24 protein-coding genes and 1 rRNA gene are annotated in these 25973 nt (G+C 63.5%); 10 read left to right on the top strand and 15 right to left on the bottom strand.

What is annotated here, in order from left to right; translation table 11 throughout:
• Window positions 1-374: 374 nt before the first annotated feature.
• The 3 genes from F2P44_RS29270 to F2P44_RS29260 form a co-directional block, all read right to left on the bottom strand.
• Window positions 375-1136: an SDR family oxidoreductase gene (locus F2P44_RS29270; protein WP_187363470.1), complete on the bottom strand. Its 762-nt coding sequence runs from the start codon at window positions 1134-1136 to the stop codon at window positions 375-377.
• Window positions 1137-1138: 2 nt separating this feature from the next.
• A complete protein-coding gene (locus F2P44_RS29265) occupies window positions 1139-1615 on the bottom strand; it encodes a hypothetical protein (RefSeq protein ID WP_167092621.1) in 477 nt (158 codons plus the stop codon).
• Window positions 1616-1724: 109 nt separating this feature from the next.
• Window positions 1725-2624 (bottom strand): hypothetical protein, encoded by a 900-nt coding sequence (locus tag F2P44_RS29260; RefSeq protein WP_167092618.1) that lies wholly within the window; start codon window positions 2622-2624, stop codon window positions 1725-1727.
• Window positions 2625-2825: 201 nt separating this feature from the next.
• On the opposite strand from F2P44_RS29260, the gene F2P44_RS29255 reads away from it, so the two are divergent.
• From F2P44_RS29255 to tssA, 5 genes are all read left to right on the top strand, one after another.
• Complete coding sequence (locus F2P44_RS29255) at window positions 2826-3665, top strand: M15 family metallopeptidase (protein WP_289310120.1); 840 nt, start codon at window positions 2826-2828, stop codon at window positions 3663-3665.
• A gap of 146 nt (window positions 3666-3811) precedes the next feature.
• Window positions 3812-7672, top strand: a complete 3861-nt coding sequence (gene tssM / locus F2P44_RS29250; protein ID WP_167092675.1) for a type VI secretion system membrane subunit TssM — start codon at window positions 3812-3814, stop codon at window positions 7670-7672.
• On the top strand, window positions 7669-8655 hold the full coding sequence (gene tagF / locus F2P44_RS29245; RefSeq protein ID WP_167092616.1) for a type VI secretion system-associated protein TagF: 987 nt from the start codon (window positions 7669-7671) through the stop codon (window positions 8653-8655). Before tssM ends, tagF begins: the two co-directional genes overlap by 4 nt.
• 2 nt (window positions 8656-8657) lie before the next feature.
• Entirely contained in the window at window positions 8658-9425 is a 768-nt protein-coding gene (locus tag F2P44_RS29240; protein WP_167092613.1) for an OmpA family protein, read from the top strand.
• A gap of 24 nt (window positions 9426-9449) precedes the next feature.
• Window positions 9450-10511 (top strand): type VI secretion system protein TssA, encoded by a 1062-nt coding sequence (gene tssA / locus F2P44_RS29235; RefSeq protein ID WP_167092610.1) that lies wholly within the window; start codon window positions 9450-9452, stop codon window positions 10509-10511.
• Window positions 10512-10561: 50 nt separating this feature from the next.
• Here the strand turns inward: tssA and F2P44_RS29230 are convergent, their stop codons facing one another.
• The 9 genes from F2P44_RS29230 to F2P44_RS35885 form a co-directional block, all read right to left on the bottom strand.
• Complete coding sequence (locus tag F2P44_RS29230; RefSeq protein ID WP_167092608.1) at window positions 10562-11083, bottom strand: hypothetical protein; 522 nt, start codon at window positions 11081-11083, stop codon at window positions 10562-10564.
• Window positions 11084-11224: 141 nt separating this feature from the next.
• Complete coding sequence (gene tssH / locus F2P44_RS29225; RefSeq protein ID WP_167092605.1) at window positions 11225-13882, bottom strand: type VI secretion system ATPase TssH; 2658 nt, start codon at window positions 13880-13882, stop codon at window positions 11225-11227.
• A gap of 34 nt (window positions 13883-13916) precedes the next feature.
• Entirely contained in the window at window positions 13917-15002 is a 1086-nt protein-coding gene (tssG, locus tag F2P44_RS29220) for a type VI secretion system baseplate subunit TssG (RefSeq protein ID WP_167092602.1), read from the bottom strand.
• The gene (gene tssF / locus F2P44_RS29215) at window positions 14966-16810 is read right to left on the bottom strand and encodes a type VI secretion system baseplate subunit TssF (protein ID WP_167092600.1); all 1845 of its coding nucleotides are present in this window, start codon (window positions 16808-16810) and stop codon (window positions 14966-14968) included. Before tssF ends, tssG begins: the two co-directional genes overlap by 37 nt.
• A 2-nt stretch (window positions 16811-16812) precedes the next feature.
• Window positions 16813-17304, bottom strand: a complete 492-nt coding sequence (gene tssE, locus F2P44_RS29210; RefSeq protein WP_167092597.1) for a type VI secretion system baseplate subunit TssE — start codon at window positions 17302-17304, stop codon at window positions 16813-16815.
• Between the two features lie 24 nt (window positions 17305-17328).
• The gene (locus tag F2P44_RS29205) at window positions 17329-17820 is read right to left on the bottom strand and encodes an Hcp family type VI secretion system effector (protein ID WP_167092594.1); all 492 of its coding nucleotides are present in this window, start codon (window positions 17818-17820) and stop codon (window positions 17329-17331) included.
• Between the two features lie 37 nt (window positions 17821-17857).
• Window positions 17858-19345: a type VI secretion system contractile sheath large subunit gene (gene tssC / locus F2P44_RS29200; protein WP_099877646.1), complete on the bottom strand. Its 1488-nt coding sequence runs from the start codon at window positions 19343-19345 to the stop codon at window positions 17858-17860.
• A gap of 2 nt (window positions 19346-19347) precedes the next feature.
• A complete protein-coding gene (gene tssB, locus F2P44_RS29195) occupies window positions 19348-19857 on the bottom strand; it encodes a type VI secretion system contractile sheath small subunit (RefSeq protein ID WP_099877643.1) in 510 nt (169 codons plus the stop codon).
• 39 nt (window positions 19858-19896) lie between these two features.
• The gene (locus tag F2P44_RS35885) at window positions 19897-20475 is read right to left on the bottom strand and encodes a tetratricopeptide repeat protein (protein WP_229423816.1); all 579 of its coding nucleotides are present in this window, start codon (window positions 20473-20475) and stop codon (window positions 19897-19899) included.
• A 233-nt stretch (window positions 20476-20708) separates the two neighbouring features.
• Between F2P44_RS35885 and tssK the strand changes: the two genes are divergently transcribed.
• The 4 genes from tssK to F2P44_RS29170 are packed head-to-tail and all read left to right on the top strand — an operon-like array spanning window position 20709 to window position 23996.
• Window positions 20709-22049, top strand: a complete 1341-nt coding sequence (gene tssK, locus F2P44_RS29185) for a type VI secretion system baseplate subunit TssK (RefSeq protein WP_167092592.1) — start codon at window positions 20709-20711, stop codon at window positions 22047-22049.
• Window positions 22050-22066: 17 nt separating this feature from the next.
• On the top strand, window positions 22067-22834 hold the full coding sequence (gene icmH, locus F2P44_RS29180) for a type IVB secretion system protein IcmH/DotU (protein WP_167092589.1): 768 nt from the start codon (window positions 22067-22069) through the stop codon (window positions 22832-22834).
• A 28-nt stretch (window positions 22835-22862) separates the two neighbouring features.
• Window positions 22863-23396 (top strand): hypothetical protein, encoded by a 534-nt coding sequence (locus F2P44_RS29175; RefSeq protein WP_229423815.1) that lies wholly within the window; start codon window positions 22863-22865, stop codon window positions 23394-23396.
• Between the two features lie 27 nt (window positions 23397-23423).
• Window positions 23424-23996 carry a 3'-5' exonuclease family protein gene (locus F2P44_RS29170; protein ID WP_167092586.1) on the top strand — a complete coding sequence of 191 codons (573 nt, stop codon included), beginning with the start codon at window positions 23424-23426 and terminating at the stop codon, window positions 23994-23996.
• Here the strand turns inward: F2P44_RS29170 and F2P44_RS29165 are convergent.
• Window positions 23984-24529, bottom strand: a complete 546-nt coding sequence (locus tag F2P44_RS29165) for an HD domain-containing protein (protein ID WP_167092584.1) — start codon at window positions 24527-24529, stop codon at window positions 23984-23986. The two genes, F2P44_RS29170 and F2P44_RS29165, sit on opposite strands and share 13 nt — an antisense overlap.
• A 99-nt stretch (window positions 24530-24628) precedes the next feature.
• Between F2P44_RS29165 and F2P44_RS29160 the strand changes: the two genes are divergently transcribed.
• The gene (locus tag F2P44_RS29160; RefSeq protein ID WP_167092581.1) at window positions 24629-24928 is read left to right on the top strand and encodes an antibiotic biosynthesis monooxygenase family protein; all 300 of its coding nucleotides are present in this window, start codon (window positions 24629-24631) and stop codon (window positions 24926-24928) included.
• A 298-nt stretch (window positions 24929-25226) separates the two neighbouring features.
• Here F2P44_RS29160 and F2P44_RS29155 read toward each other — a convergent pair whose 3' ends face one another.
• Both F2P44_RS29155 and rrf read right to left on the bottom strand, forming a co-directional pair.
• Window positions 25227-25472, bottom strand: coding sequence for a hypothetical protein (locus F2P44_RS29155; RefSeq protein ID WP_167092579.1), 246 nt, complete (start codon window positions 25470-25472; stop codon window positions 25227-25229).
• A 367-nt stretch (window positions 25473-25839) separates the two neighbouring features.
• A 5S ribosomal RNA gene (gene rrf / locus F2P44_RS29145) occupies window positions 25840-25952 on the bottom strand.
• Window positions 25953-25973 lie beyond the last annotated feature (21 nt).

The following is a 25973-nucleotide window of genomic DNA, read 5'->3' as shown; positions in this document are numbered from 1 at the left end:
CGTCACCTATTTCGGATACGCCAATGAGCGTCCTCGGCGATCAGCAATACTGTATCTCCGCACGTGCAGGCGAGGATTGATACATGCGCTCACCCGCACACATCATCGATGGTTCGGGTTTCACATATTGATTAAATGCCCGTGTCAGTATATTTTTTCTACCCGTTAATCTGGTACAGAAACATTTACTTGATAGCGAGCAGGCAATTCATGCGGCGGCTGCGGTGCCGCGCGGGAACGAGGTTTGGGTCGGGTGCAGGTTCTGGATGAGATATGCCAGCGCGTTACGCCACCATCGCGATAGGCGATAAAGGACACCACAGGCGACCGTGTTTCAGTCCGGCTCGTCGCCGGAAGGCCGGTTTGCGCCTGGTCTACCGGCGGCCGGTGGCGCGCAGGTCGTCCACCGCGTCGCGGCCGAACCCTGTCGCCAGCAAGTAATCGACCACGCCGGCCGCACACTGCTCGGGCGAGCTGAGGGCGCCATCGCGCTGCAAGGCCAGGAAGCGCTCGCGTTGGGGAAAGCGGCTCTCGGGCGTGGCCCGGATGCGCGCCTGCATGGCGGTATCGATGACGCCGGGCGCCAGGCTGCAGATGCGCACGCCGGCGGCGCCATCGCCTGCCTGCGGCGCCAGCGGATAGTCGAGCGCCACGGCGCGCGCATGCTGGTCGAGCGCGGCCTTGGTGCCTCCGTACACGCTCCAGCCGGTGTAGGCATTGCACGCGGCGCCGCTCGACACGTGCAGGATGCGGCAGTCAGCCTGGCGGGCGGCTGTCGCCACGGCGGCGGCCAGCATCATCGGCGCGGCCACGTTCAGCGCCACCGCTTGCGCCACCGCCAGCGGGTCCTGGTCATGCAGCGCGCCGACCGGCTCTACCGTGCCGGCGTTATTGATCAACAAAACCTGGGTGCTGGCGCCGACAAAGTCGCGCAAGGCGGGCGTGGCCAGCCAGGCGGCCAGCGCCGCGCTGTCGGACAGGTCGGCCTGGTGCTCGCGCAGCAGCGGACCGAAGCGCGCCGCCAGCTGCGGCGCCGTGCCGCGCGCCAGTCCCAGCACGGCAATCCCGCGCATCATCAGTTCGGCCGCCAGCGCCGCACCCAGGCCCTGGGTGTGGCCGCTGACGATGGCGCTCATGCTCATGATTCCGATTGCTGGGCAGCCTTGCGGCGGCGGTAATCGGCGTCGATCGCTTCGCCGCGCTTGCTCAGCACCGGCACCCGGCGCGAGAACATGAACTCGACCGCGGCGTCCGGATAGATGTGCACCGACACATAGCGCGCATCCGATGGAATCTCGCCCATGGTGGGGGTGTTGGACGAACGCACGACCTCGCCCTTTTCCTCGCCCTCGGCCACGCCGACACGCCAGGTGACGGTTTGCGGGCCGTTGGAAAAGCGCGCGCCGATCTTGCCGCGGCGCCCGCTGAACGGATAGGGTCCGGCGCCGCCCACGCGCACCCCGCCGACGGTCACGTCGAGCAGGGCGCGGCTGGAATAATTGAAGACCACGACATCGAGCACCTTGTCGGTCTGTGCCATCGCGGCGGATGTTCCCAGCAGCCACAGGGCGGCGCCTGCCAGCAGCGTGCGGCGGGAAACGATCTTGTTCAGCATGTGATGCTCCTGCAAAAGGTGAAGCCGTTATTGTGAAGGAAAATCATGCCGCCGACGAGGTTTGTTGCACCCAGTCCCGTTTGGCTACCGTCCAGGGCGCAGCGCACGCTCAGTCGGCGGCCGGGTTGGGAACGCGCCGCGACTTGCACTGCGGATCGTCCTTGGCGCTGCCTGCGCACAGGCGCAACAGGCATTGCTCGGCCTGGGCCGCATTGAGCTGCTTGCATTGCTTGAGCGAGGTGGGCGCGGCGGCATTCGCGGCCGGGCGCTGCTCGCCCTGCTGCTCCTTCGAGTGGGCCTCCAGGGCCGCCAGCAGGCTGGCGTCGTCGGTCGGCTTGGCGGCCGCCTTGGGCGCGCCCTTGAGCGGCGGCGCCGGCTTTTTGTCGCCCGCTTTGGCCAGCTGCGCCGCTTTGGCCGGTGTGTCGGCCGCCTTCGCGGCAGCCTTTTTAGGTGCGGCCGGCGAGCTGGCAAGCAGCTTGCTCAATTCTTCCCCGGGTGATTTGGGCTTGGGCGCGGCCGGCGCGTTGAGCATGTCCTTGAGCGAGGGATCGTTCGCGGCGGCGGCCGGCGCGGGGGCGCCCTGCTCCAGGATGGCGGCCGCCGATACGTCCGCCTCGGCCGGCTTGGTGCTGGCTGCCGATGCGTCGGCCCCGGCCGGCTTGGTGGTGGCGGCCGCTACGTCGGCCTCGGCCGGCTTGGCCACCGGCGCCGGCGTCACCGGATCGGCCAGCACCGGTGCGGCCGGGCCGGACGCGACCACGGCAGGCATGGTGTCGGCGTCCAGCGCCAGCCACACCGCGGCGCCGGCGCACGCGGCCACCAGCACGGCGCCGCCGGCCAGCCAGGCGGCCTTGCCGCGTTTGGCCTTGCCCGCATCGAGGGGGGACTTGTCGGCCGCTTGGGTCGACTGGCGTGCGTCGGCGCTCGCGCGCGCCGCCTCTTGTTGTTGCTCGGTAGAAAGTAAACTGGGCCGCCTGTAGGCTGGCGGCGACTGATCGTCATGTTGCAAAGGGTGCTCCTTGTTGATTTCTACATAACTTTACGCTATTCAAAAAAAACGTGAAGCTTTTTTACCATGTCAACCGTCAGGAACCCCTCACAAAAGAGTGTGGAATCACCTGTCGGATTGCTATAACAGTAAGATATACTTCCAAGCAATCCTTTATGTCAGTATCGCACTTTTCGTTTTGAATGTCTTGATGAGGTCTCCGTGCTGTTTCTTGCAGTAGCCCTGTACTTTTTGCTGGCGTGCGTAATCAGTTTTCTGGTGCTGTTTCCGGCCGGCCGCGCGTTTGTGCTGAGCATGCTGGCGCGCGCCGGCCTGCGCCTGCGAGGCTGGTTCGGACAGGCGGCACGCGTCAGGGGACAAAGTGTTGCGGCGATACGACAAACCGGCAGCACATCGGCACGCGACGCCAGCCAGTTTTTTCGCCGCCATTACCTGCTCGTGATCGGCGGGCTGGTGCTGGTGTCGGTGCCGCCGCTGGTGGCCCTGTTCAGCGGCGGCACGGTGCTTGGCGGCTTCGAGGAGTCGACCCGCGAAATGGATACCCAGGTCGCCGGCCTGCTCGAAGGCGAGAACCTGGTGCCGCCCGCGCCCCTGCCGCCGATGCTGTTCGCCACCGTCGAAGTCGAGCAGGAACGCCCGATGATCGTCTCGGCCAGCCGCGATTGGTCACTGATGAATCCGGCGTACACCCAGCGCTTGCTGCAAGCGTTTAAAATAATGAAAGAACGGCATGGTTACGATATGGCTATCCTGGAAGGCTATCGCAGTCCGGAACGCCAGAACAAGCTGGCCGCGATGGGCTCGTCGGTGACCAATGCGGCGGCGTTCCAGAGCTGGCACCAGTACGGACTGGCGGCCGACTGCGCTTTCATACGTAACGGTAAAATTGTAATTTCGGAAAAAGATCCCTGGGCCATGCGCGGTTACGAGCTGTACGGTGAAGTTGCCGAATCGCTGGGGCTGACCTGGGGCGGACGCTGGAAAATGATGGACTTCGGACATACCGAGCTGCGCCTGGCCGGTGTGATGAAGCGCCGCTAAGCGGCACCAGGCGCGGTCAGCGGCAGCGAACCTGCATGTCCCCCGTGCTTTGCCTGAACAAGGAAGACCCCTTCCGTCGCTGCGCCCTGATCCGGCCAGCGACGGTCCTGTTGTAAATGTTTTTATAAACTGAGTTTCTGATAATGATGCAATCAATCTGGCAGTTTCTGACAAGCCGTCGCACCCTGATCGTCGTCGGGTGGCTGGCGTTTGCCGCCGTCTTGCTGATCGGGGCGGCAGTGCTGGACCTCCCGGCCGAGTACGCGTTCGCCGTGCTCGGGGTGGCGCTGTTCTTCGGCTTGCTGGTCTGGCTATGGCGCCGCCACAAGCGCCAGCGCGCCGCCAGCAATCTCGGCGAGATGCTGGAACAGCAGGTCAACCACACGCCGGTGCGTGCCGACCCCGCCCAGCGCCAGGAACACGAAACCATCAAGAAACGCATGCTCGATGCGATCGCCACCATCAAGGGCTCCAAGCTGGGCCAGTTGTCCGGTGACGCGGCCCTGTACGAATTGCCGTGGTACATGATCATCGGCAATCCGGCGGCCGGCAAGAGCACGGCGATCGCCAGCTCCGGCCTGCAGTTTCCTTTTGCCGACAGCAAGATCGTCCAGGGCGTGGGCGGCACCCGCAATTGCGACTGGTTCTTCACCACCGACGGCATCCTGCTCGACACCGCCGGGCGCTATTCGGTGGTCGACGAAGACCGCACCGAGTGGTTCGGTTTCCTGTCGCTGCTGAAAAAATACCGCAAGAAGGCGCCGATCAACGGCATCATCATCGCCGTCAGCGTGGCCGAACTGACCGGCAACCGTCCCGAGTTCGCCATCAACCTGGCCAAAAACCTGCGCCAGCGCGTGCAGGAACTGACCGAGCGCCTGGAAGTGCATGCGCCGGTGTACGTGGTGTTTACCAAGGCCGACCTGATCGCCGGCTTTAACGAATTCTTCCAGGACACCGAACGCGCCGAACGCGACCGTGTCTGGGGCGCCACCCTGCCCTACAGCCATGCGGCCGGCAGCGAACAGGTGCTGACCCAGTTCGACGCCCGCTTCGACGAGCTGTACGACGGCCTGAAAGACATGAGCGCGGCCAATATGGCGCTGCAATGGCGCGAGCGCATGCCGCCGGGCATTTTCACCTTCCCGCTCGAATTTTCGACCATCAAGGCGCCGCTGCGCACCTTCATCGCCACCCTGTTCGAGGAAAACCCGTTCCAGTTCAAGCCGGTGTTCCGCGGCTTTTACTTCACCAGCGCGCTGCAGGAAGGCGAATCGATCTCGGCCTCGTCGCAGAAAGTGGCGCAGCGCTTCGACATCAAGCTGCAGCCGCAGCACCACGCCGAAACCCAGAACCAGAGCGGTTTCTTCCTGCTCAACCTGTTCCGCAACGTGATTTTCGCCGACAAGGACCTGGTCGCGCAGTACGCCAGCCCGAGCAAGACGCGCATGCGCTACGCCGCCTTCTTCCTGGCCACCGCCATGGTCGGCCTGACCCTGGGCGGCTGGAGCTGGTCGTACATGAGCAACCGCAAGCTGGTCGAAAACGTCCAGGCCGACCTCGACCAGGTGGTGAAGATCCAGACCAACAAGATCGACCTGCAATCGCGCTTTGAAGCGCTGCAAATCTTGCAGGACCGCATCGAACAGCTGGAAAAATACCGCGACAGCCGCCCGCTCTCGCTCTCGCTGGGCCTGTACCAGGGCGAACTGCTCGAACGCAAGCTGCGCGAGGAATACTTCAACGGCGTGCGCGAAATCATGTTGAAACCGGTGGCCGGTTCGCTGGAAACCTTCCTTACCGAAGTCAACAGCAATGCCAGCGCGCTGCAGGGCGGCGTCAAGCCGGCCGCCGCCGACGCACCGGCCGGCACCGCCGCGCCCGCCGTGGCAGCCGCAGCCGCACCCGCCGCGCCGGCCGCCACCCAGTTCAAGGATGCCTCGCCAACGAGCACCGAAGACGCCTACAACGCCCTGAAAACCTACCTGATGCTGGGCGACAAGGCGCGCTTCGAGGGCGGCCACCTGAACGACCAGCTGACCCGCTTCTGGCGCGTCTGGCTCGACGCCAACCGGGGCGCCATGCCGCGCGAACAAATGATCCGCAGCGCCGAGCGCACCATCTCGTTCTACCTGGCGCAGGTGGAAGACGTGTCCTGGCCGCAGATCGACAGCAAGCTGGCCCTGGTCGACCAGACCCGCGACACCCTGCGCCTGGTGGTGCGCGGCATGCCGGCGCGCGAACGCGTGTACGCCGACGTCAAGGCGCGCGCCGCCACCCGCTTCCCGTCGATGACGGTGGGCCGCATCGTCGGCGACCAGGACAAGGAACTGGTGCTGGGCAGCTACGCCGTGCCGGGCAGCTTCACGCGCGAAGCCTGGGAAGGCTTCGTGCAGGGCGCCTTCAAGGATGCCGCCAACAAGGAACTGCAAAGCGCCGACTGGGTGCTCAAGACCGCCTCCAAGGACGACCTGACGCTCGAAGGCAGCCCGGAACAGATCCAGAAGGCGCTGGTCGAGATGTACAAGAACGACTACGCCAGGGAATGGCAAAAGTTCGTGCAGGGCGTGACCATCCGCGACCTGAATGGCTTCGAAGCGGCGGCGGCGGCCATGAACCGCCTGGGCGACCCGCAAACCTCGCCCATCCAGAAGCTGATCACCACCGTCTACGAACAAACCTCGTGGGACAACCCGTCCCTGGTGGACAAGGGCATGGCCAGCGCCAAGCGCGACATGATGGGCTGGTTCCGCGAAGTGATCCTGCGCCGCAAACCGTCGCACGTCACCGTCGACCTGCCGCCAACCCAGACCGGCAGCAGTGTCGCGCCGCTGCCGCTGGGCCCGGTCGGCCGCGAATTTTCCGGCGTGGCGCGCCTGGTGGTCGCCAAGGACAAGGATGCCTCGCTCATGCGCGGCTACATGGAGCACCTGTCGAAACTGCGCAGCCGCTTCAACACCATCAAGAACCAGGGCGACCCGGGTCCGGGCGCCAAGCAGCTGATGCAGCAAACCTTGGATGGCAGCGGTTCCGAACTGGCCGAAGCGCTCAAGTATGTCGATGAACAGATGCTGACCGGGATGAGCGACATCCAGAAGCAAGCCATCCGTCCGATCCTGGTGCGTCCGCTGATGCAGACCTTCTCGGTGATCGTGCGTCCGACCGAGGCCGAAATCGACAAGGTCTGGGCGGCGCAGGTGCTGCAACCGTTCCGCCAGAACCTGGCCACCAAGTATCCGTTCGCGGCCGACTCGCGCTCGGAAGCGACCAACGATGAAATCGCCCAGGTGTTCGGGCCGTCGGGCGCGATCGCCAAGTTCTTCGACACCACCATCGGCCCGCTGGTGGTGCGCCGCGGTGACGTGGTGGCGGCCCGCACCTGGGCCAATATGGGCATCGGCCTGTCGCCGTCGGCGGTGTCGAGCTTCCCCGGCTGGATCGCGCCGCTGTCGGCCGGCGGCGTAGCCGCCGCCGCAGCCAGCAGCCCGAGCGGCGAAGCCCAGACCCAGTTCGACCTGCAAGCGCTGGGCGCGACCGGCGCCACCGAGTTCACCATCGAGATCGATGGCCAGTCGCTGCGCTGGAAAGGCCAGCCGCAGCCGTGGGTGCACATGGTCTGGCCGAACCCGCAGGGTACGCCGGGCTCGCGCATCACCGCCATCACGCCGCAAGGCCAGACGGTGGTGCTGCTCAACGAACCGGGCCACTTCGGCCTGCGCAAGATGGTCGAATCGGCCCAGCGCAAGCGCAAGGATGGCGGCGTATTCGAGCTGAGCTGGGAAAATGCCGGCGTCAAGGTCACCTCCAACCTGAAGATCATTCCAGCCGGCGCCAAGCCGGCGGCGGCGTCGGCCCCGCAAGCGGGCAGCGGCTTCAAGCGCATGCGCCTGCCCGACACGATCATCAGTTCGACCGTGCCAGCGGCCGTGCCGGCGCCCGCCCCTGCGGCGGCACCTGCGCCTGCGGCAGCGGCCGCACCGGCGCCAGGCGCGGGAGCACGTCCATGAACCGCGCCGTCACGCCGATCCCGGTCGGCTATTTCGGCAAGATCCCCAGCCGGGGCGACTTCGTCAAGGGCAGCGACAACCCGGCCCTGATCAAGGTGCTGGACGACTGGCTGGCCCAGGCCATGGACCTGATGAGTGCCGACGCGCGCTGGAAACTGAACTATGACGCGGTCACGCCGCTGCACTTCGCCTTCATCGGCCCGCGCCGCAGGAATGCCATCGCCGGCCATATCGTGGCCAGCAGCGACCAGTCGAACCGGCGCTTCCCGTTCCTGATGATGAGCGCGATGGAAGTGGCCGACCCGGCCACCTTCGTGGCGGACGCGCCGCTGGTGCTCTCGCGCCTGTGGAACCGGCTCGAGACGCTCAGCGCCGGCGTGATCGGCGCGGCCGATGCCGCCGCCCCGCTGCAGGCGGCCGCCAGCCACACCATCGACGTCGACCTGCGCGTGGCGGCCTATGAAGCGGCGTTCGAGGACTTCCTCGACATGCAGACCGTGGGCGCGCTCGATGGCCTCTTGAGCCAGGCCGGCTACGCCTGCTCGGCGCGCCAGGTGCTGCTGGCGCTCGGCATGCTGATGCAGCCGGTGATGGCCAGCAGTTCCAGCCGTCTCGAAAAGAGCCTGGTGCTGCCGCTGCCGGTCGACCCGATCTACCGCAACCTGGTGGCGGCGTTCTGGATGCACCTGATTACCCCGTTCCTGGCGCGTGCCGATTTCGAGCTGGCCCTGTTCGTGGCCCGCATCAACGCCCGTCCGGCGCTGGTGGTGGGTTTTTCCGGCGCCTCCCCGCAAACGCTGCAGGCGATCATGGACCCCGGTGCGGCGCAGGAGCGCCACATCACGTTCGACCAGCTCGACTGGGTCGACGCCCAGACCGACACGGACTACGCGGTCCAGAAACTGTCCACCTATCTGGCGCAAGCCAATTTGTCACTCAAATCCGCGCTGGAATCGTTGCGCGCGGCGTTTATCGGAAGCTGATCATGCGCCACCTTGTCGCCCTGTTAATCCTGCTTGCCGGCGCAGTCAATGCCGGCGCACAAACCGCCGCCCCCCAGCCGGGCCAGGTGCTGGTCTCCGGCACCGTGCCCGATGAAGCGAGCAAGGCCGCCGTGCTGGCGCGCCTGCGCGAGGTGTACGGCGCCGACCTGGTAGTCGACCAGATCACCGTCGGCCAGGTCGCCACGCCGGCCAACTGGAACGGCTACGTGCAAAAACTGATCACGCCGGACCTCAAGTCGATCTCGCGCGGGCAGCTGAAAATCGATGGCAGCACCGTCAGCATCAAGGGCGAAGTGGCCAGCGAAGCGACGCGCCAGAAAATCGCCGGCAACGTCACGGCCAGCCTGAACCCGACCTACACGGTCAACAACAGCCTGCGCGTCTCGGCCGCCGACCAGAGCGTGCTCGATACCACCCTGGCCAACCGCATCGTCGAATTCGAAAGCGGCAAAGCCACCCTGACCCCCACCGGACGCGCGATTCTCGACGAAATGGCGGCGGCCATGATGAAGCTCAAGGACCGCAAGGTCGACATCATCGGCCACACCGATAGCCAGGGCAACAAGGCCACCAACCAGAACCTGAGCCAGGCGCGCGCCGAAGCGGTCAAGACGTACCTGACCAGCTCCGGCATCAAGGCTGAACTGCTCAGCGCTTCCGGCCAGGGCGCCGACCGCCCGGTCGCCAGCAACGACAGCGCGGACGGACGCGCGCGCAACCGCCGCATCGAATTCCGGATGGCGCAATAAGCGCCTCCCCACTACGAGGACACCATGTTTGCAGCAGAACCGCTCTTAACCCCGATCAGCGACGACCAGCCGGCCGGCGAGGACCTGGCCTTTTCGCCTGAACTCGACGCCATCACGCTGGCGCGCAAATTCGACGACCCCTCGCTCGACCAGGGCGAGTGGGTCACCGACATCAAGGAAGCCGACTGGGATTTCGTGGTGACCCGCTGCGCCATCCTGCTCGAAAAAAAGAGCAAGGACTTGCGCCTGGGCGTGTGGCTGGCCGAGGCGGCCGCCAAGAAGCACCAGCTGCGCGGCCTGGGCGAGAGCTTCCGCGTGCTGGCCGGCCTGATCGAGCAGTATTGGGACCGCGGCCTGTTTCCGGAAGCCGAAGACGACGACCACGATCAGCGCATCGGCAACCTGTCCTGGATCCTGGGCCGCACCCCTGCCCTGCTGCGCGAAATGCGCATCACCGAAGGCACGCGCGGCTATACGCTGGTCGATTTTGAAGTGGCGCGCAAGCTGGCCAACGCCAGCGGCGGCGGCAGCTACAACAATGCGGGCGCGCCGGCCGGGCTGAAGCTGCCCGACCTGGAAAAGGCGCGCAGCGCCAACTCGGCCAAGTTCCGCGAAACCTTCACCGCCGACGCCCAATACTGCCTGGATGCGCTGCGCCAGTTCGAACAGGCGGCCGATGCGCGCCTGGGGCACGACAGCCCGGGCTTCTCGAACGCGCGCGAAGCGGTGCAGGACATGGTGACCCTGATGCCGGCGCCGAGCGCCGCGCCGGCCGAGGCGGTGGCCGCGCCAGGGGATTTTTATTACGCCGAGCCGGAAAACGACCAGGGTCCGCCAAGCGCACCCCAGCCGGCCGGCCCGCCGGGCGTGATCCGCACCCGCGAGCAAGCCGTGACCCAGTTGCGCAACGTGGCTGAATTCTTCCGCCGCACCGAACCGCACAGCCCGGCCTCGTATTTCGCCGACAAGGCGGCCGACGCCGCCAACACCGACCTGCATGTCTGGCTGCGTTCCGTGGTCAAGGATTCGGGCGCCATGGCCCACATCGAAGAACTGCTGGGCGTGAAACCGCCGCAGGACGATTGATGCGCGCGCCGCCCCGGCCCGGATAAGGGCCGGGGCGCGCACGCCGCAGCTTAATAGTCGAGGTGATAGATGACCGGGGTGCCGTCGCCGGAGAACTGGCAAGCGATGGCCGGCGACTTTTGCGACTCCTTCATCCACTCGCGGCTCTTCTTGACGATGTCGCCGGGTTGCTTGATCATCATCCTCTTCAACTCGTCCAGATTGACCGTCACCCACTTGTAGCTGCAGACCGCCGGAACGGTGCTGCCTTGGGTATTGACCGTCCACACACCACGCTGATAGGTCAGCATCGCATCGGGAATGTGCGCGATCCAGTTCAGTACTTCAGCCTTGGCCGTGGCTTGCATCGACGTGATCAGCAAGGTGCTCAAGGGCAGGTCGCGCTGCTTTGCCAGCATCTGCGCCAGCTTCAGGACGTCGCCGCTGTGCCCGGCGTAGATGTGATCGCGTGTAAATTTGGAGTCGATCAGTTGCGAACTGGTCTTGTTCTTCACCAGCGCCACCATTTTCTTGCGCAATTCCGCTACCGTCTTCGGTCCGTCCTTGCCACACGTCCATGTTCTCGTTGCCATTCCCACTTCCTCCTCAGGTATTCTCGATGAACGCGGTGCTCGCAGCACCGCGTGACGGGACGCGACAGGCCCATCGGGGCCTGCCGCACTTAATTATATTGCAATATCAAAAAATAAAGGTTTGCGTGCCGCACACGGCGCTTACTTGATGGTGTACTTGAACTGCCCCTTCTTGTCGGCGCTGACCTTGATCTTGGCGATGGCGGCGCCTTCGGCCATCTTGGCCAGCACCGATTCGGCGATTTCGGGCAGCACCGTGCCGTTGAGGATATTGTCGACATTGCGCGCGCCCGAATCGACTTCGGTGCAGCGTGCCAGCACCGCTTCGACCAGCGCTTCGTCGTACGAAAACTCGGCCTTGTGGTTGGTGGCGATGCGCTGGGCGATCTTGCGCATCTTCAGTTCGATGATCTTGACCAGCGCGTCGTCGCCCAGCGGGTAGTAGGGAATCACCTTCAGGCGGCCCAGAAAGGCGGGCTTGAACTGCTTCATCAGGTGCGGACGGATCATCTCTTCCAGCATGTCCGGGGTCGGCATCTCTTCCGGCGTCTTGTTCAGGCACGCCTGCATCATCGCGCTCGACGCCACGTTCGAGGTCAGGATGATGATGGTGTTCTTGAAGTCGATCTCGCGCCCTTCGGCGTCGTCCATCACGCCCTTGTCGAAGACCTGGAAGAACAGCTCCATCACGTCCGGGTGGGCCTTCTCGACTTCATCGAGCAGCACCACACTGTACGGATTGCGGCGTACCGCTTCGGTCAGCACCCCGCCTTCGCCGTAACCCACGTAGCCGGGCGGCGAGCCTTTCAGGCCCGAGACGCTGTGCGCTTCCTGGTATTCGCTCATGTTAATCGTGATCATCTTGCGCTCGCCGCCGTACAGCACATCGGCCAGCGCCAGTGCGGTTTCGGTCTTGCCGATGCCGGACGGGCCGACGAACAGGAACACCCCTTTCGGCTTGTTCGGGTCGTCCAGGTTGGCGCGCGAGGTGCGCACGCGCTGCGCCACCGCTTCGATCGCATACGACTGGCCCAGCACGCGCTCTTCCAGCAAGTCCTTCAGTTTCAGGACCGTCTTGATTTCATCCTTGACCATTTTGCCGAGCGGGATGCCGGTCCAGCCGGCGACAATCTCCGCCACCACGTGGCCGTCCACCTGCACCGGCACCATCGGCGTTTCGCCCTGCAGGGTGCGCAGTTCGGCCACCATGGCCTGGATATCCTTGCCCTTGCTGGCGTCTTTCTGTTCGGCGTCTTCCAGGCTGCGGCGGCCATCCATGATTTTTTCGGACAGCTGCTTTTCCTGCTCCCAGCGCGCCGCCAGCAGCGCGTGCTGCTCGGCGGCCGCCTTGCGCTGCTCGCCCAGTTCCTTCAGGCGCGCCGCGTGCGAGCCGCCCGAACTCTGTTCGCGCGTCAGCGCACCGGCTTCGATGTCGATCCGTTCCAGCTTGCGCGCCAGGTTTTCGATCAGCGCCGGGGTGGCGTTCTGGCCCAGGGCGACCTTGGCGCACGCCGTATCGAGCACGCTGATGGCCTTGTCCGGCAGCTGGCGGCCCATGATGTAGCGGTGCGACAGGCGCACCGCCTCGGTGATCGCTTCGTCGTAGACACGCACGCCGAAGTGCTTTTCCATCAGCGGCGCCATGCCGCGCAACATGGCGCAGGCCAGTTCTTCGCTCGGCTCCTCGACCTTGATCACCTGGAAGCGGCGCGCCAGGGCGGCATCCTTCTCGAAGTACTTCTTGTACTCGCTCCAGGTGGTGGCGGCGATGGTGCGCAGTTCGCCGCGCGCCAGCGCCGGCTTGAGCAAGTTGGCCGCGTCGTTCTGGCCGGCGGTGCCGCCCGCGCCGATCATGGTGTGCGCTTCGTCGATGAAGAGGATGATCGCGTGCGGGCTTTTTTTGACTTCGTCGATCACGTTTTTCAGGCGGTTCTCGAACTCGCCCTTGACGCTGGCGCCGGCTTGCAGCAGGCCAATGTCGAGCGTGTGGATCTCGACGCCCTTGAGCACGTCGGGCACGTCGTTGCTGGCGATGCGCAGCGCTAGGCCTTCGACCACGGCGGTCTTGCCGACGCCCGCTTCGCCGGTCAGGATCGGGTTGTTCTGGCGGCGCCGCATCAGGATGTCGATGGCCTGGCGGATTTCAGTATCGCGCCCGATCACCGGGTCGACCTTGCCGGCGCGCGCGCGCTCGGTCAGGTTGGTGGTGAACTGGTCGAGCGACGGCGTCCTGGACGCGGCCTTGGCGGCCATGTCGCCGACCGGATCATTGCCCTCGCCATCGTCGGCGCTGCCGACCGCTTGCGTCGCTACGGCTTCCTGCGAACCGGCAGCAAGTTTGTCGAGGTTATGCTTGATCTGCTCGACGTCGAACTTGCCGAACAATTTGGAGCCGCGGAAGGCCAGCTGCGCCAGTTCCGGATCGGTCAGCAAGGCTTGCAGCAAATGGCCGCTGCGGATTTCGGCCGTGCGTCCGGCTTGAATGTCGAGCGAGGCGATCAGCCAGGCGTTTTCGAACAGCTTGGGCAAGCGCACCGAAAACACCGGCGTGCGCGAATTGCCGGTCTTGAGGCGGCCCACTTCGGCCTGCAAGTCCGCTTCGAGCATGCCGGCACTGATGCCGCACTGGCGCGCGATCAGCGCAAAGTCGCTCTTGGGCTGCTCCAGCAGGGCCAGGAACAGGTGCTCGATGTCGACTTCGTACTGGCCCAGTGACACGCAAATGCTGGCCGCGCGGGTGGCGGCGGTGCGGCTGGTCTCATTGAGTTTGCCGATCAGCGTTTTCAGGTTGATGCTCATGCAGGTTCCTTTTTTTGTTGTGTCGTGTTGTCAATCACAGCGCGTGGATATCGTACCGGACGTCGCTTCGGTCTTCCTGACGCGAGCCGGTCACCAGAAAACTGTCCCAGCCCAGGCGCCCGCCGGTGCGCGGTTCGTCCATGCACATGCCATGCACGTCGGATCCGCGCAGCACCAGCTGCACTTCGTATTCGAGCGTCACGCCGGTAAACATGGTGATCATGCTCTTGAGCGCGCGCGCCGCCAGCCCGCCCGGCAGGAAGGAGTTGAAGCTGTCGTGGTCGAGCGGGCCGACCACTAGGCGCAGGCGCAGGTCGCGCTGCCATACGCGCTCGCCGGCCATGGCGCCGCCGCCCAGCATCGAATTGGCCGCGCCCAGCATGGTCTGCTGGCTGGCCGGCACCGCGTACCAGCAGCCGATGAACTGCTCGGCGCGGATACGCTGGTTGAAATACTCCGACAGCACGCGCGACATCTGCACCGCCGACGGCGGCCGGTGGCGCATGGCCGAGGCGAAGTAGCCGATCGATTCATCGAGCACGCCGCCGCCGACTTCGTCCTTGAGGCGGTGGCGCAGCGACTCGTTGCCCACCCCGGCCAGCGACAGCAGCAGCGGCAGGAAGCTGTCCTTGCCGTCGATCGCATATTTGAGTTCGAGCCGGTACTTGCGCCAGGCTTCGAAGAACAGCGCCAGCGAACGGTTCGAGAAGGTGTCGAGAAACGCACGCGGGCCTTCATCCTTGTTGTAGATGATGTGGGCCGAGATGCGGTCGGTGTAATGGGCCGGCAGCGCGCCGTTCCCGCCCAAGAGGCCCATGAAGGCCGGCGTGATGCGGATGTACTTGAGCGTATTCGATTGCAGGGCCTCGCCCAGCGACCTGGCCTGGCGCGGCACGTCGCGCGGCACCGTCTCGATGTTTTCGAGCTGGCTGGGCGGAAAAGCGAGCGAGGTCGAATTCTGGAAGCGCAGGAAGTTGGCGATCGCGCCCTGCTGCGGCGAACCGTGGCGCTTGAGCCATAGCTCGAGCATCCGCACCGCCTGGAAGAACTGGAAGCGGTACGGTTCCTCGAACAGACGTTCGATTACAGCAGGCTCAAATCGCCGCTTCGTGGCAAGCATCTCAATAGCTCTTCTCCATTTTTATTCGATACGATCACCAGTTGGGTGAAGCTGTTGGCGTGCACGTACAGGCCGAGGAAGCGGTCGATGATGTGGGCGAAGGCGTGGATGCCGCTGCCGACGAAGGCTTCCTCGTCGATCGTCAGGCGCACTTCCATGCCGCGCACCAGGCAGGCAAACGGGTTCCCCGGCAGCCAGGTGTTGGCCGCCTTGTAGGCCACCTCCGCGATGCCGCCGATCTGGCGCTGGGTCGACGGCGAGCGCGGCAAGTCGTACAAGGTGAGCATTTCGCGGAAGGCATCGAGGCCGCCTTCGGCCAGCGACAGGTGGTTCAGCGACAGGTGCGAGATCAGGCGCCAGTGGGCGCCGCGGCCACGCTCGAAGCGCTGCGAGGCCGTCGGCTTGCGCAGGAAGCTGATCTGGCGCACGGTGGAGCCGCCTTCCAGGAACAGGTCGCCGCCGCGCAAACCATAGGTCAAGGAGGCCGGCAAGTCGCGGTTGGTACAGGTCAGCTCCAGGCTGAGGGTGTCGGTTTCGACTTCGGCCGGGTCGAAGTCGATGTCGACGATCGAAATCTCGGTCTCGAAGCCGGGGCTCTTGTCGGCGATGGTTTCGTCGCGCCGCATGACCCAGTAATGGCCCTTCTTTTCCGGCATCTGCCCGTGCTTGAGCGAGTAGAACGGGCGGAAGTCGACGATCGATTCGCCCTGCGGCGTCTGGCGCACCAGTTTCACCGAATCGATCGACTGCACTTCGTAGGCGAAGGCGCGGCGCGCATCGGCCAGCACCGGGTAGCTGGCGGTGGTGTGGGTCAGGCGAATCGGCTCGCCGCGCTGGCGGAAAAGGTTCACCACCGGGGTGCAGCCGAGCAGCACGTTGTTGGTGGAGAGCGTGCCGAGCATGCGCGCCGCGTTCGAGTCGGTGCGCATGCCCGACAGCGCCAGGTGCAGGGTGATCGTGCGGCAGCCCATCGGCAGCACCGCCGTCAGCGCGGCCAGGTCGATATCGAAGAAATTGAATTTTTCGGGGAAGCAGAAATACTCGGTCAGCAGGCGGTACGCCGTGTGCGAGCGCGCCGCGAAGTCGATCAGCGATTCGTCTTCGTCGAAGCCGGCCGCGTGCACCGGGATGGCCGGCAGCGCCATCCAGCGCCCGCTGCTATCGCCTTCGGCGTAGGCGGCCACGGTGCGCATGAACAGCGCATCGCGCAGCGCCGCGCAGAACGAGGGCTCGCCGTCGATGAACACGCGCAGTTTGGCCAGGCCGAGTTGGGCCAGCGACACCTGGTCCGACAGGCTGCTGATGGTCAGGCTCACGCTGGAGGTGGCGCCGACCGGGGGCCGGATCGCTTCGGGCGTGTCGATGATCGGCGCGAACGAGGCGGCGGAGAGCGCCAGCGGCGCCACCGTCACCGGATAGGCGGTGCGGAAGGTGCAGGAAGCGCCGCGCACCGGGCGCGTGGTCAGCTGGGTGCCGCGCGGGATCGCGGTGGCGGCCGTCAGCTGCGCCGCCACGCCCGCAAAGTCCATGTGCGCGATCGAACACGAAGGAAACGGGCGCAGGTAGTGCGGGTACAGCACTTCGAACAGTGCTTCGGTAAATTCGGGATAGTCGTCGTCGAGCCGCTTGGCGATGCGCGAATTGAGCAGCGCAAACGATTCGATCATGCGTTCGATGTGCGGGTCTTCGCACACCTCGCCGGCGATCAGCAGACGCCCGGCGATCTTGGGATAGCGCTCTGAAAATTCGCGCGAATAGCGGCGCAAGAATCCCAGTTCGCGTTCGTAATACGGTAACAGATCTTCCAAACTCAGGCTCCCCCGGATGCAAGGCGGCGCGCTTTGCTGATGGTGTAATGCAGGCTCGATGGCTGCAAGACGGCGTCGAAATTGACGGGCTCCTGGGAACTGCTCACGACCAGTAGCGCCGTGATGGCGAAATTGAGACGGTTGACCGAATCTTCGCGGATTTCCAGCGACGCCTTGACGTTGCGCAGGCGCGGCTCGTGGCGTGCGATGGCTTTTTCGAGACACAGGCAGATAAAGGCCCGGTCGTCGGTGCTCGACAGCGACCGGCCTGCAAAATCATTCAGGCCGAACGTCACGATCGAGCGACCGCATTCGGGGTACCGTTTCAGCAAGTCTTCCGGTATCACGGTGCGCGTGTTGAGCAGCGCCTCGAGATCGCGTGCGACCGAGTCCTTCAAATCCTCGACCGACATCCGGGTGACTGTGCCGCTGGAGGAGCCATTGACCGGCACATCCATCAACCGGTCAAACAAACCTGGCGTAAAACCCTTCATTGGTACCCCGATGCGTTACTGCTGTTACGCGGTTTTGTTGGTCGCCAGATCCCAGCCGCCGGAAGTGTTACCGCCCGAACCGCCGCCGACTTTCTGCTGCGTGTATTTCCATTTGACTTTCGAGTACTTGAGCGACAGGTTTTCGGTCAGGATGTCGCCTGCCGAAACGGCTGGAGCCACGCTGGAGATCAGCACGTTTTCCAGTTCGATTTCGAAGTACTTGATACGCTCGCCCTGACCGTCGGCGCGCAGGAATTCCAGCTTTGCCTTGGCCAGGGTTTTGCCCGACGAGCAGTTCTGCAGCAGCAGAGGGGTTGCCAGGTCGGCCAGTTTGGCGATAACGATATCGCGGTGCTCGGTACGCTCGGCGGTATGGCCGCCGCCGGTCGATGCGGTAGCCGATTTAGGCTGCAGCACTTCCCAGCTGACGGACTGGCATTCGATCCAGTCTTTGTGGGCGGAGTCGGTCGACTCGCCTTTGATGCCGTCGATTTGGAGGTAGACGTCGATTGCCATTGTGTTCCTTTCAGTGGTTTATAGGTACTACGGGGTGCTACGATTTGGTCGATGGTGGTAGCTCCGCGACCAGACGGAGTGAAACGGAAAGCTCGTCGAGCTGGAAGTGCGGACGCAGGAACGACACGGCGCGGTACACGCCCGGACGGCCCGGCACTTCCGATACTTGCACCGACGCTTCGCGCAGCGGGAACTGGGCTTTCTGTTCCTGGCTTGCGTTATCGTCGAGCAGCACATATTGGGTCAGCCAGCGGTTCAGGTGGTCTTCGACGTTCGACGCGGCGGCAAAGCTGCCGATCTTGTCGCGCATCATGGCCTTCATGTAGTGGGCAATCCGCGAGACGGCGAAGATGTATTGCAGCTGGGCCGACAGGACCGCGTTGGCGTTGGCCGAATCGGTGTTGTACTTCTTGGCTTTCTGGGCCGACTGGGCGCCGAAGAAGGCCGCGTAGTCGGTATTCTTGCAGTGCACCAGCGAGATGAAGCCCAGGTCGGACAGCTCTTTCTCGCGGCGGTCGGTGATCGCGATTTCGGCAGGGCACTTGAGCGCGACTTCGCCTTCATCGGTCTTGAAGGTGTGGGTCGGCAAGTCTTCGACCAGGCCGCCGCCTTCCACGCCGCGGATCGCCGCGCACCAGCCGAAGTCGTCGAAGGCGCCGGTCAGCTTGGTCGCGAAGGCGTAGGCCGCGTTGCACCACAGGTATTTGTGGTGGTCGGTGCCGTCCACGTCTTCCACGAAGTTAAAGCCTTCGGTGGTGGCGCCATCGGCCGGGTGGAATGGCAGGCGCCCCAGGAAGCGCGGCAGGGTGATGCCGACGTAGCGCGAATCTTCGGATTCGCGGAACGATTTCCATTTGGCGTATTCGACCGTGTCGAAGATCTTGGCCAGGTCGCGCGGTTTGCCCAGTTCGCTGTAGCTTTCCAGGCCGAACAGCTCGGGCGAGGCCGAGGTGATGAAGGGCGCGTGGGCGGCGGCGGCGATGTGCGACATCTGCTCGACGAAATACATGTCTTCCGGCTGGCGGGTGATTTCGAAGTCGCCCAGGAGCGAACCGAACGGAGCGCCCCCGAAGGTACCGAATTCTTCCTCGTAGACCTTCTTGAACATCGTGCTCTGGTCGAACTCGAGCGCGCTCTGGAAGTCCTTGACCAGCTCGCGCTTGGTGGCGTTGAGCATCTTGATCTTGAGGTTGGTGCCGGTCGAGGTGTTTTTCACCAGGTAGTTCAGGCCGGTCCAGCTGCTTTCGAGCTTCTGGAATTCGGGCGCGTGCATCACGGCCGAGAGCTGGTCCGAAATCATGCGGTCCAGTTCGGCGACGCGGGCATCGATGGTGGCCGACAGGTTGTCCGACACGATCACCGTGCCATCCATCACCTGGTGCACCAGTTCCGAAATCAAGTCCTTGGCGCGGGCGTGCTCGACGCTCGATTTGGCCACCTTGCTCTGTTCGACGATCTGGTCGAGCAAGGCCGTTTCATGGGTCGTCGCGGCGGCGCCGGAGGCAGGGGTCAGTTGAGCGGACATGATCAGTCTTTCTTGGCGTTGGCTTGCTGGCCGAGTTCGGCCAATTTCTCGGTGTTGCTGAGCACATCGTTGAGGATGTCTTCGAGTTTGTCGTTGCCGGCCAGCTTGTTGCGCAGGTCGGCCAGCTTGGTACGCGCTTCGAGCAGCTTGCGCAGCGGCTCGACTTGCTGGACCACCGCCTCGGGACGGAAATCTTCCATCGACTTGAACTTGAGGTCGACGGCGAACTTGCCGCCCTCGCCGGTCAGGGTATTGTTGACGCGGTAAGCGGCGCGCGGCTCGACGCCCTTCATGACTTCATCGAAATTGTCGCGGTCGATGCCGACGAAATTGCGGTCTTTCAGGCGCTTCTTCTCGACTTCGGAACTGCCGCCGAAATCGCCCACGACGCCCATCACGAACGGCAGCTCCTTGCTTTCGATCGCATCGCCGATTTCGACGTCATAGGTCATCTGCACGCGCGGTGGACGCACTTTTTGCAGACGCTTTTGGACACTTTCTTTCTTGGACATGGTAGTTCCTTCTACATGGTTGGAGCGTAAATCGCCGGCTTACTTGAGCAAGTCGAATGGGTCGGATTTGTTGCCATCGTCCTTGTCGGTCTTGGACGTCTTCTCGGCCTTGTCACGGCGCTTGACCGGTTCGGTGCGGCGCGCCGTGCTCGCCACCGGGTTCTCACCCAGGTTTTCGCGCAACAGCTTGGCCAGGTCCTGGGACTCGGTGCGCAGTGCCGGGGTCATGCCGTTCTGGCGGTTCAGGTCGCCCAGGGCGCGGGTCGACAGGCGCAGGCCGGCGATGGCGATGATGCTGTTGGCCGCCTTGTCGTTGGGATCACGCAACAACACCTCCTGGGCGCTGACGATCGCTTCGCCGTACTGGCCGGCGTCGTAGCGGGTCTGGGCGATGCTGGCCCACGGCGCCTTGTCGGCCGGATAGGCGGCAGCGGCCTGCTTCCACATGGAGACGGCCTGTTCCTTCTGGCCGGAACCGGCGGCCTGGGTCGCCTGGTTGAGCAGATCGGCCAGCGGCGCCGGGCCCTTCGGCGCCACCGCCGTGGTACCACAGGCAGAGAGGGCCGCGGCACAGGCAATGACGCCGAACAGGTGCTTCAGATCGGAAAAAGAGGTCATGCGGTATCCTTGAAAGCATTGTCGAAAAAATAATGTGTATATTGTAACACTTATTACACGGGCAACGTTAGCAGAGATTGAAATTTTACATCGCTCAATTGAAAATCACACATTCTCACTTTGTAGTAGGCGCGCACGTTTCATCAGGTCGAAGACAAATCTTCTCATAAATGTTATTGTTCCGCTAATTAGTTTTTTAAATAAATACAAAATTTTTCAAAGGTGCCCACAGCATGTCTAGCAAAGTCCTCTGGGGCGAAGGATTATTCCTCCGGCCCCAGCACTTCCAGCAGCAGGATCAGTACCACGAGCACCGCCTGCACGAAAGCGTGAAGGCAGTCCATCCCTACGCGTGGGGAGTGAACCAGTTGCAGGTCGACCGCGACGCGCTGGCCAACAATGCGCTGCGCGTGCTGGAACTGTCGCTGCGCTTCCAGGACGGCGAACTGGTCGACGCGCCAGGCGCCGACGCCCTGCCCGAGACGGTGGACCTGAGCCAGCTGCTGCAGTCGCAGCAGACCGTCACCTTTTACGCCGCCCTGCCCGCCTTTAAGCCGTTCGGCGGCAACTTCGCGCCGCTCGGCCAGACCGCCAACGCGGCCCGCTTCGTGCAGGCCAATGCGGACACGCCCGACCTGTACACCCAAGCCGCGCAAGCCCAGCTGACCTACCTGAAAAAGAGCGTGCGCCTGATTTCCGAATTCGAGCCGCGCGATTCTTACACCCACTTCCCGCTGCTGCGCCTGCGCCGCGTGGCCACCGGCGGCTTCGAGATGGACCCGGCGTTCGTGCCGCCGAGCATGTCGGTGCGCAGCGCCCCGATCCTGTTCCTGCAATTGCGCCGCCTGATCGATGCGCTGCAAGCGAAAGTGAGCGCGCTGTACGGCCACCACCGCGAGCCGAGCAAGAACGTGATCGAATTCCGTTCCGGCGACATGTCCTCGTTCTGGCTGCTGCACACGGCCAGCACCGCGTATGCCTCGCTGACGCACTACTTCCACCATCCGGGCCTGCATCCGGAGCGCCTGTACGAAGCGCTGCTGGGCGTGGCGGGGGCGCTGATGACGTTTTCCAGGAGCTGGACCCTGGCCGACCTGCCGCCCTACCAGCACGCCGATCCGGGGCCCGCGTTCGCGAAATTGAACACGATCATCCGCGACCTGCTGGACACTGTAATCTCGTCAAAGTACTTCGCCATTGCGCTCGATCTAATCAAGCCCTCCTACTATCTGGGCTCGCTGGAGTCGGGCAAGATCGACGACAAGACCGCGTTTTACCTGGCCGTGTCGGCCAATTTGCCGGCCATCGAACTGGTGGACGTGGTGCCGCTGCGCTTCAAGATCGGCGCGCCGGACGACGTTGAAAAATTCGTGCTCTCGGCCATGCCGGGCGTGCGCCTGCAGCACGCGCCGCAGGTGCCGCCAGCCGTGCCGGTACGCCCCGACACCATCTACTTCACGATCGAGGCCAAGGGCCAGATGTACGAACGGATGATGCAGGCGCAATCGATTTCCATCTATGTTCCTGAAGGCTTGCGCGAGCTGACCCTGGAACTGATCGCCGTCACCTCCTGACCCAAGGACTTACCCACATGACTACCACTGCACCCTCGCTGATGGCCGGCGGCCCGGTTGCCGCCGCCGCTGCGGGAGCCACCCCGCAAACGCTGCTGGACCTGATGTACGACGGTTTTTACGCGCTGTTCATGCTCAAGAACGGCAACGGCCCGCAAGACAATGCCGACTTCCAGCACAAGACCACGCAGTTTCTCGAAGAGTTCACGCGCGGCGCCAAGAAACAGGGCGCCTCGGCCGACGATATCGACGCCGCCAAGTATGCCTTCTGCGCGGCCGTCGATGAAATCATCCTGCGCTCGACCTTCTCGATCCGCGACGAGTGGGAACGGCGCCCGCTGCAACTGGTGCTGTTCGGCGACCAGCTGGCCGGCGAGAATTTCTATCACCGCCTCGAATCGCTGCGCACGCGCGGCAGCACGCACTTGCAGGCGCTGGAAGTGTTCCATATGTGCCTGCTGCTGGGCTTCCAGGGCCGCTATATCCTGGAAGGTTCGGAAAAGCTGAACTACCTGACCGCGCGCCTGGGCGATGAAATCGCCAACATGAAGGGCAAGCGCGGGGGCTTCGCGCCGCACGCCGACCGGCCCGACCAGATCGTGCACAAGCTGCGCAGCGACCTTCCGCTGTGGGTTCTGTGCTCGGTGTTCGGATTGATCTGCATCCTCGGCTATATCGGCCTGCGCGCTTCGCTCGGCAAGACCACCGAGGAACGCATGGCCGGCTATAACGATGTGGTCAAGCTGGCGCCGCGCGCCGCCAACCTGACCATCACGCTGCCTTGACCCGCATGCGCGCCGCGCCGGCATCGGCATGCGGCGCATCCGCGCCGGCCTGATCGCGTTGTTCGCGGCCGCCGCGCCGGCAGCGCCGGCAGCAGCCAGGGCGGCCGTTATCGCAGCACCGCAGTTGACCTTATGGGAAGCCGTCGTGGCGCTGGCCGTACGCGTGCCATTCGCCAGGGCGCACGTGGAGCGCGTACTCGGTGCCACCCTGCGCGCGACCGGCAGGGGCGGCAACGAGCTGTTTTATCTCTACGAAAGCACCCCCGTGCCGCTCGCCGGCGGCGTGGTGATCGCCAATGTCGACCTGCGCATCGCGCGCGAAGGCAGCCATCCGGGGTTCATGGTGCTCGACATCGGCGGCAGCTGCGTCTCCCTTGCCGACGTGCGCCGCCAGTACGGCACGCTGCGCCTTACCGGCTATCCGCGCGGCCGCTCCTTCCACGAGACGACCTCGCACACAAGCCAGCGCTCATGGGGTACGCTGTCGTTTGGTTTCGCCGAGCGCAATCCGGACTGCCTGTCGTCGATCGCGTTCGATCCCGCGAAAGCGCCGCCGCCATGAGTGACCCGTAACCCGGTTTGAGGAAACATGAAGCAAGAAATCTACATCAGTACCGACGTCGAAACCGACGGCCCGATTCCCGGACCGCATTCGATGCTCAGCATCGGATCGGCAGCCTACTTGGCCGACAAGACATGCGTCGCGACCTTCAGCGCGAACCTGGAATGCCTGCCCGACGCCGCCGCGCATCCTGCCACCGCCGCGTGGTGGCTGACCCAGCCCGAGGCGTGGGCAGCCTGCCGCGCGGACCTGGAAACGCCACTGGCGGCCATGCAGCGCTATCTGGCATGGGTCAAGGCGCTGCCGGGCAAGCCGGTGTTCGTGGCTTACCCGGCCGGCTTCGATTTCCTGTTCGTGTACTGGTACCTGATCCGCTTTACCGGGGAGAGCCCGTTCAGCCATTCCGCGCTCGATATCAAATCGTACGCGATGGCCGTGATGAAGCGCGGTTACCGCGACAGCACCAAGCGCAATATGCCCAAGCACTGGTTCGATCCCCTGCCCCATTCGCATGTGGCGCTCGATGACGCCATCGAACAGGGTGCGCTGTTCTGCAATATGCTGGCCGAAAACCTGAAACGCGGCGCTCAGGAAGGATAGGCGGCGATCTTGGCGGCGAGGCGGCGCGCCAGGTAGCCATTGGCCGCGCCTAGCGCGGCGAGGATGACGTTGCCCTCCTCGCCGTAGGCAGTGATTTTTTCCTGCGACCAGTAATGCGGTGGCGCTTCCAGGTTGCTGATACGGTCGGCCAGCTTGACGCACCATATGGCCTTTGGCTGCAGCAGGATTCTTTTCAAGCTGTCGGCCATGGCTTCCGCCTTCGGGAGGCTGGGCGACTTCGACAAGGCGGCCACGCCGTCGGCCACGGCCAGCCCGAATTCAGCGACCAGCGTGCCGTGCGAGACATCCTGATCCTCCATCGCGTCGTGCAGGATGGCGCATTGCATGGCAATGCCGATGCCGTCGATCGGGTCCTGCGCATGGGCGCCGAGAAGCTCCATGCCCACCATTCCCAGATGGACCAGATAGGGCATGTCGGTGCCCGGGAATTTTTGCTGGGCGTGGGCTTCGGCGGCAAAGCGCCAGGCCTTGAGCCATGCTTCCTGGTCTGCGTAATCGATCTGCTGTGTCATTGTTCCTCCGATGGTCGATCTTAACGCAGCCGGCAGAAATGCGTGCGACTGGCTACAATATCGGCACGCCGGCAAGCGTCGGTATCAACAGGAGAAAACATGTTCAGGGAAGTCGCGGAACTGAAGGTCGCTGCGGGAACGGAGCAGCTGTTTGAAGCAGGCGTGCAGCAGGCCATACCGCTGTTCAAGCGCGCCAAAGGATGTCATGGCATGCGCATGGAGCGTTCGGTCGAAGAACCGGGCAGCTACATGCTGTTCGTCGAATGGGAAACCATCGAGGATCACATGGTGCATTTTCGGGAGAGCGAGGATTTCCTGGAATGGCGCCGGCTGGTGGGTGGCTTTTTCAGCGCACCGCCGCGCGTTTTCCATACCACCAGCGCGGTCGAGGGCTTCTAACCCGACCCGCCGGCGCGCATGATGCTGGGTTGCCGTATCCTCTGCGGAAACACTCGCGCGGATTGCGAATGCATGAACACTGCCGGTGGAAGCGCCGGTCGTGTAACCGTTCTGCGGAAAATGCCGTGTCTGAAAGTCAGTCCTGACATCGTTTCCAGAAGAGTGATCAGGCTAAATACATGCAAAATCCGCCGCCAAATCTCATACAACCCGCTGCGGCAGTGGAATCCCCTCTTACTGCGCTGGACGTCCATTTCCACTAACAACGAGATACAGCCTCAAATTAGCCTGTATTTATTCACCCAATCATAAGCCTCATATCCGGTCGTTCTTTTATTAGACGCTCCGACTCACTTGCCAACTCGCCAAGCCGGCCCAGATAGTGAATTTTGGTCTCCATTGACTCATCCCTCAACACCAAAATAGCATCACGGATGAGATTTACCTCTTCAAGAAACAGGGTCAAATTCTCTTTCGTGACCTCAGAAAAAGTTCCCCAATCTATAAGCGTTAACCCGTATTTTTCCGCGATAGGCTCAATCACGCAATCACGGAGTGAAACCCCGACTCCGTTGAAACGGCAAGGTCGTAACATTTTTCGTACTCACTTATCGGATTTCCGATTGAAAGTGTAACGCTCATTTTTTTCCTTCTGTTTTATCCATTTGCGCGGAAGCCGAAACATGCGCGCTGAAAATTTCACTTTCATCAAAAGTTTAACGTTCGTAGCACATGTTGAAGTGATTGACGCGCCAGAAGCGAGCGGATACGGCCTGATGCGAGCTGTTAAGGAGGAAGGTGAATACCCGGTTTCGCGCAAATGCGTGTTTGCGGACGAAAAAAAACCCCGGTTTGCACTAAGCGCGATCTTGAGCGCGCTTAGGCTTACCGGGGTCTTTCTCTTATAACTAGCCTGATGATAACCTACTTTCACACTGGTTGCAGCACTATCATCGGCGTAAAATCGTTTCACGGTCCTGTTCGGGATGGGAAGGGGTGGTACCGATTTACTATGGTCATCAGGCATAACTTGTACAGCTTGGTG

The organism is Massilia frigida (genome assembly GCF_011682175.1).
Classification (GTDB): domain Bacteria; phylum Pseudomonadota; class Gammaproteobacteria; order Burkholderiales; family Burkholderiaceae_D; genus Telluria_A; species Telluria_A frigida.
This window is presented reverse-complemented; position numbering and strand designations above follow the sequence as displayed.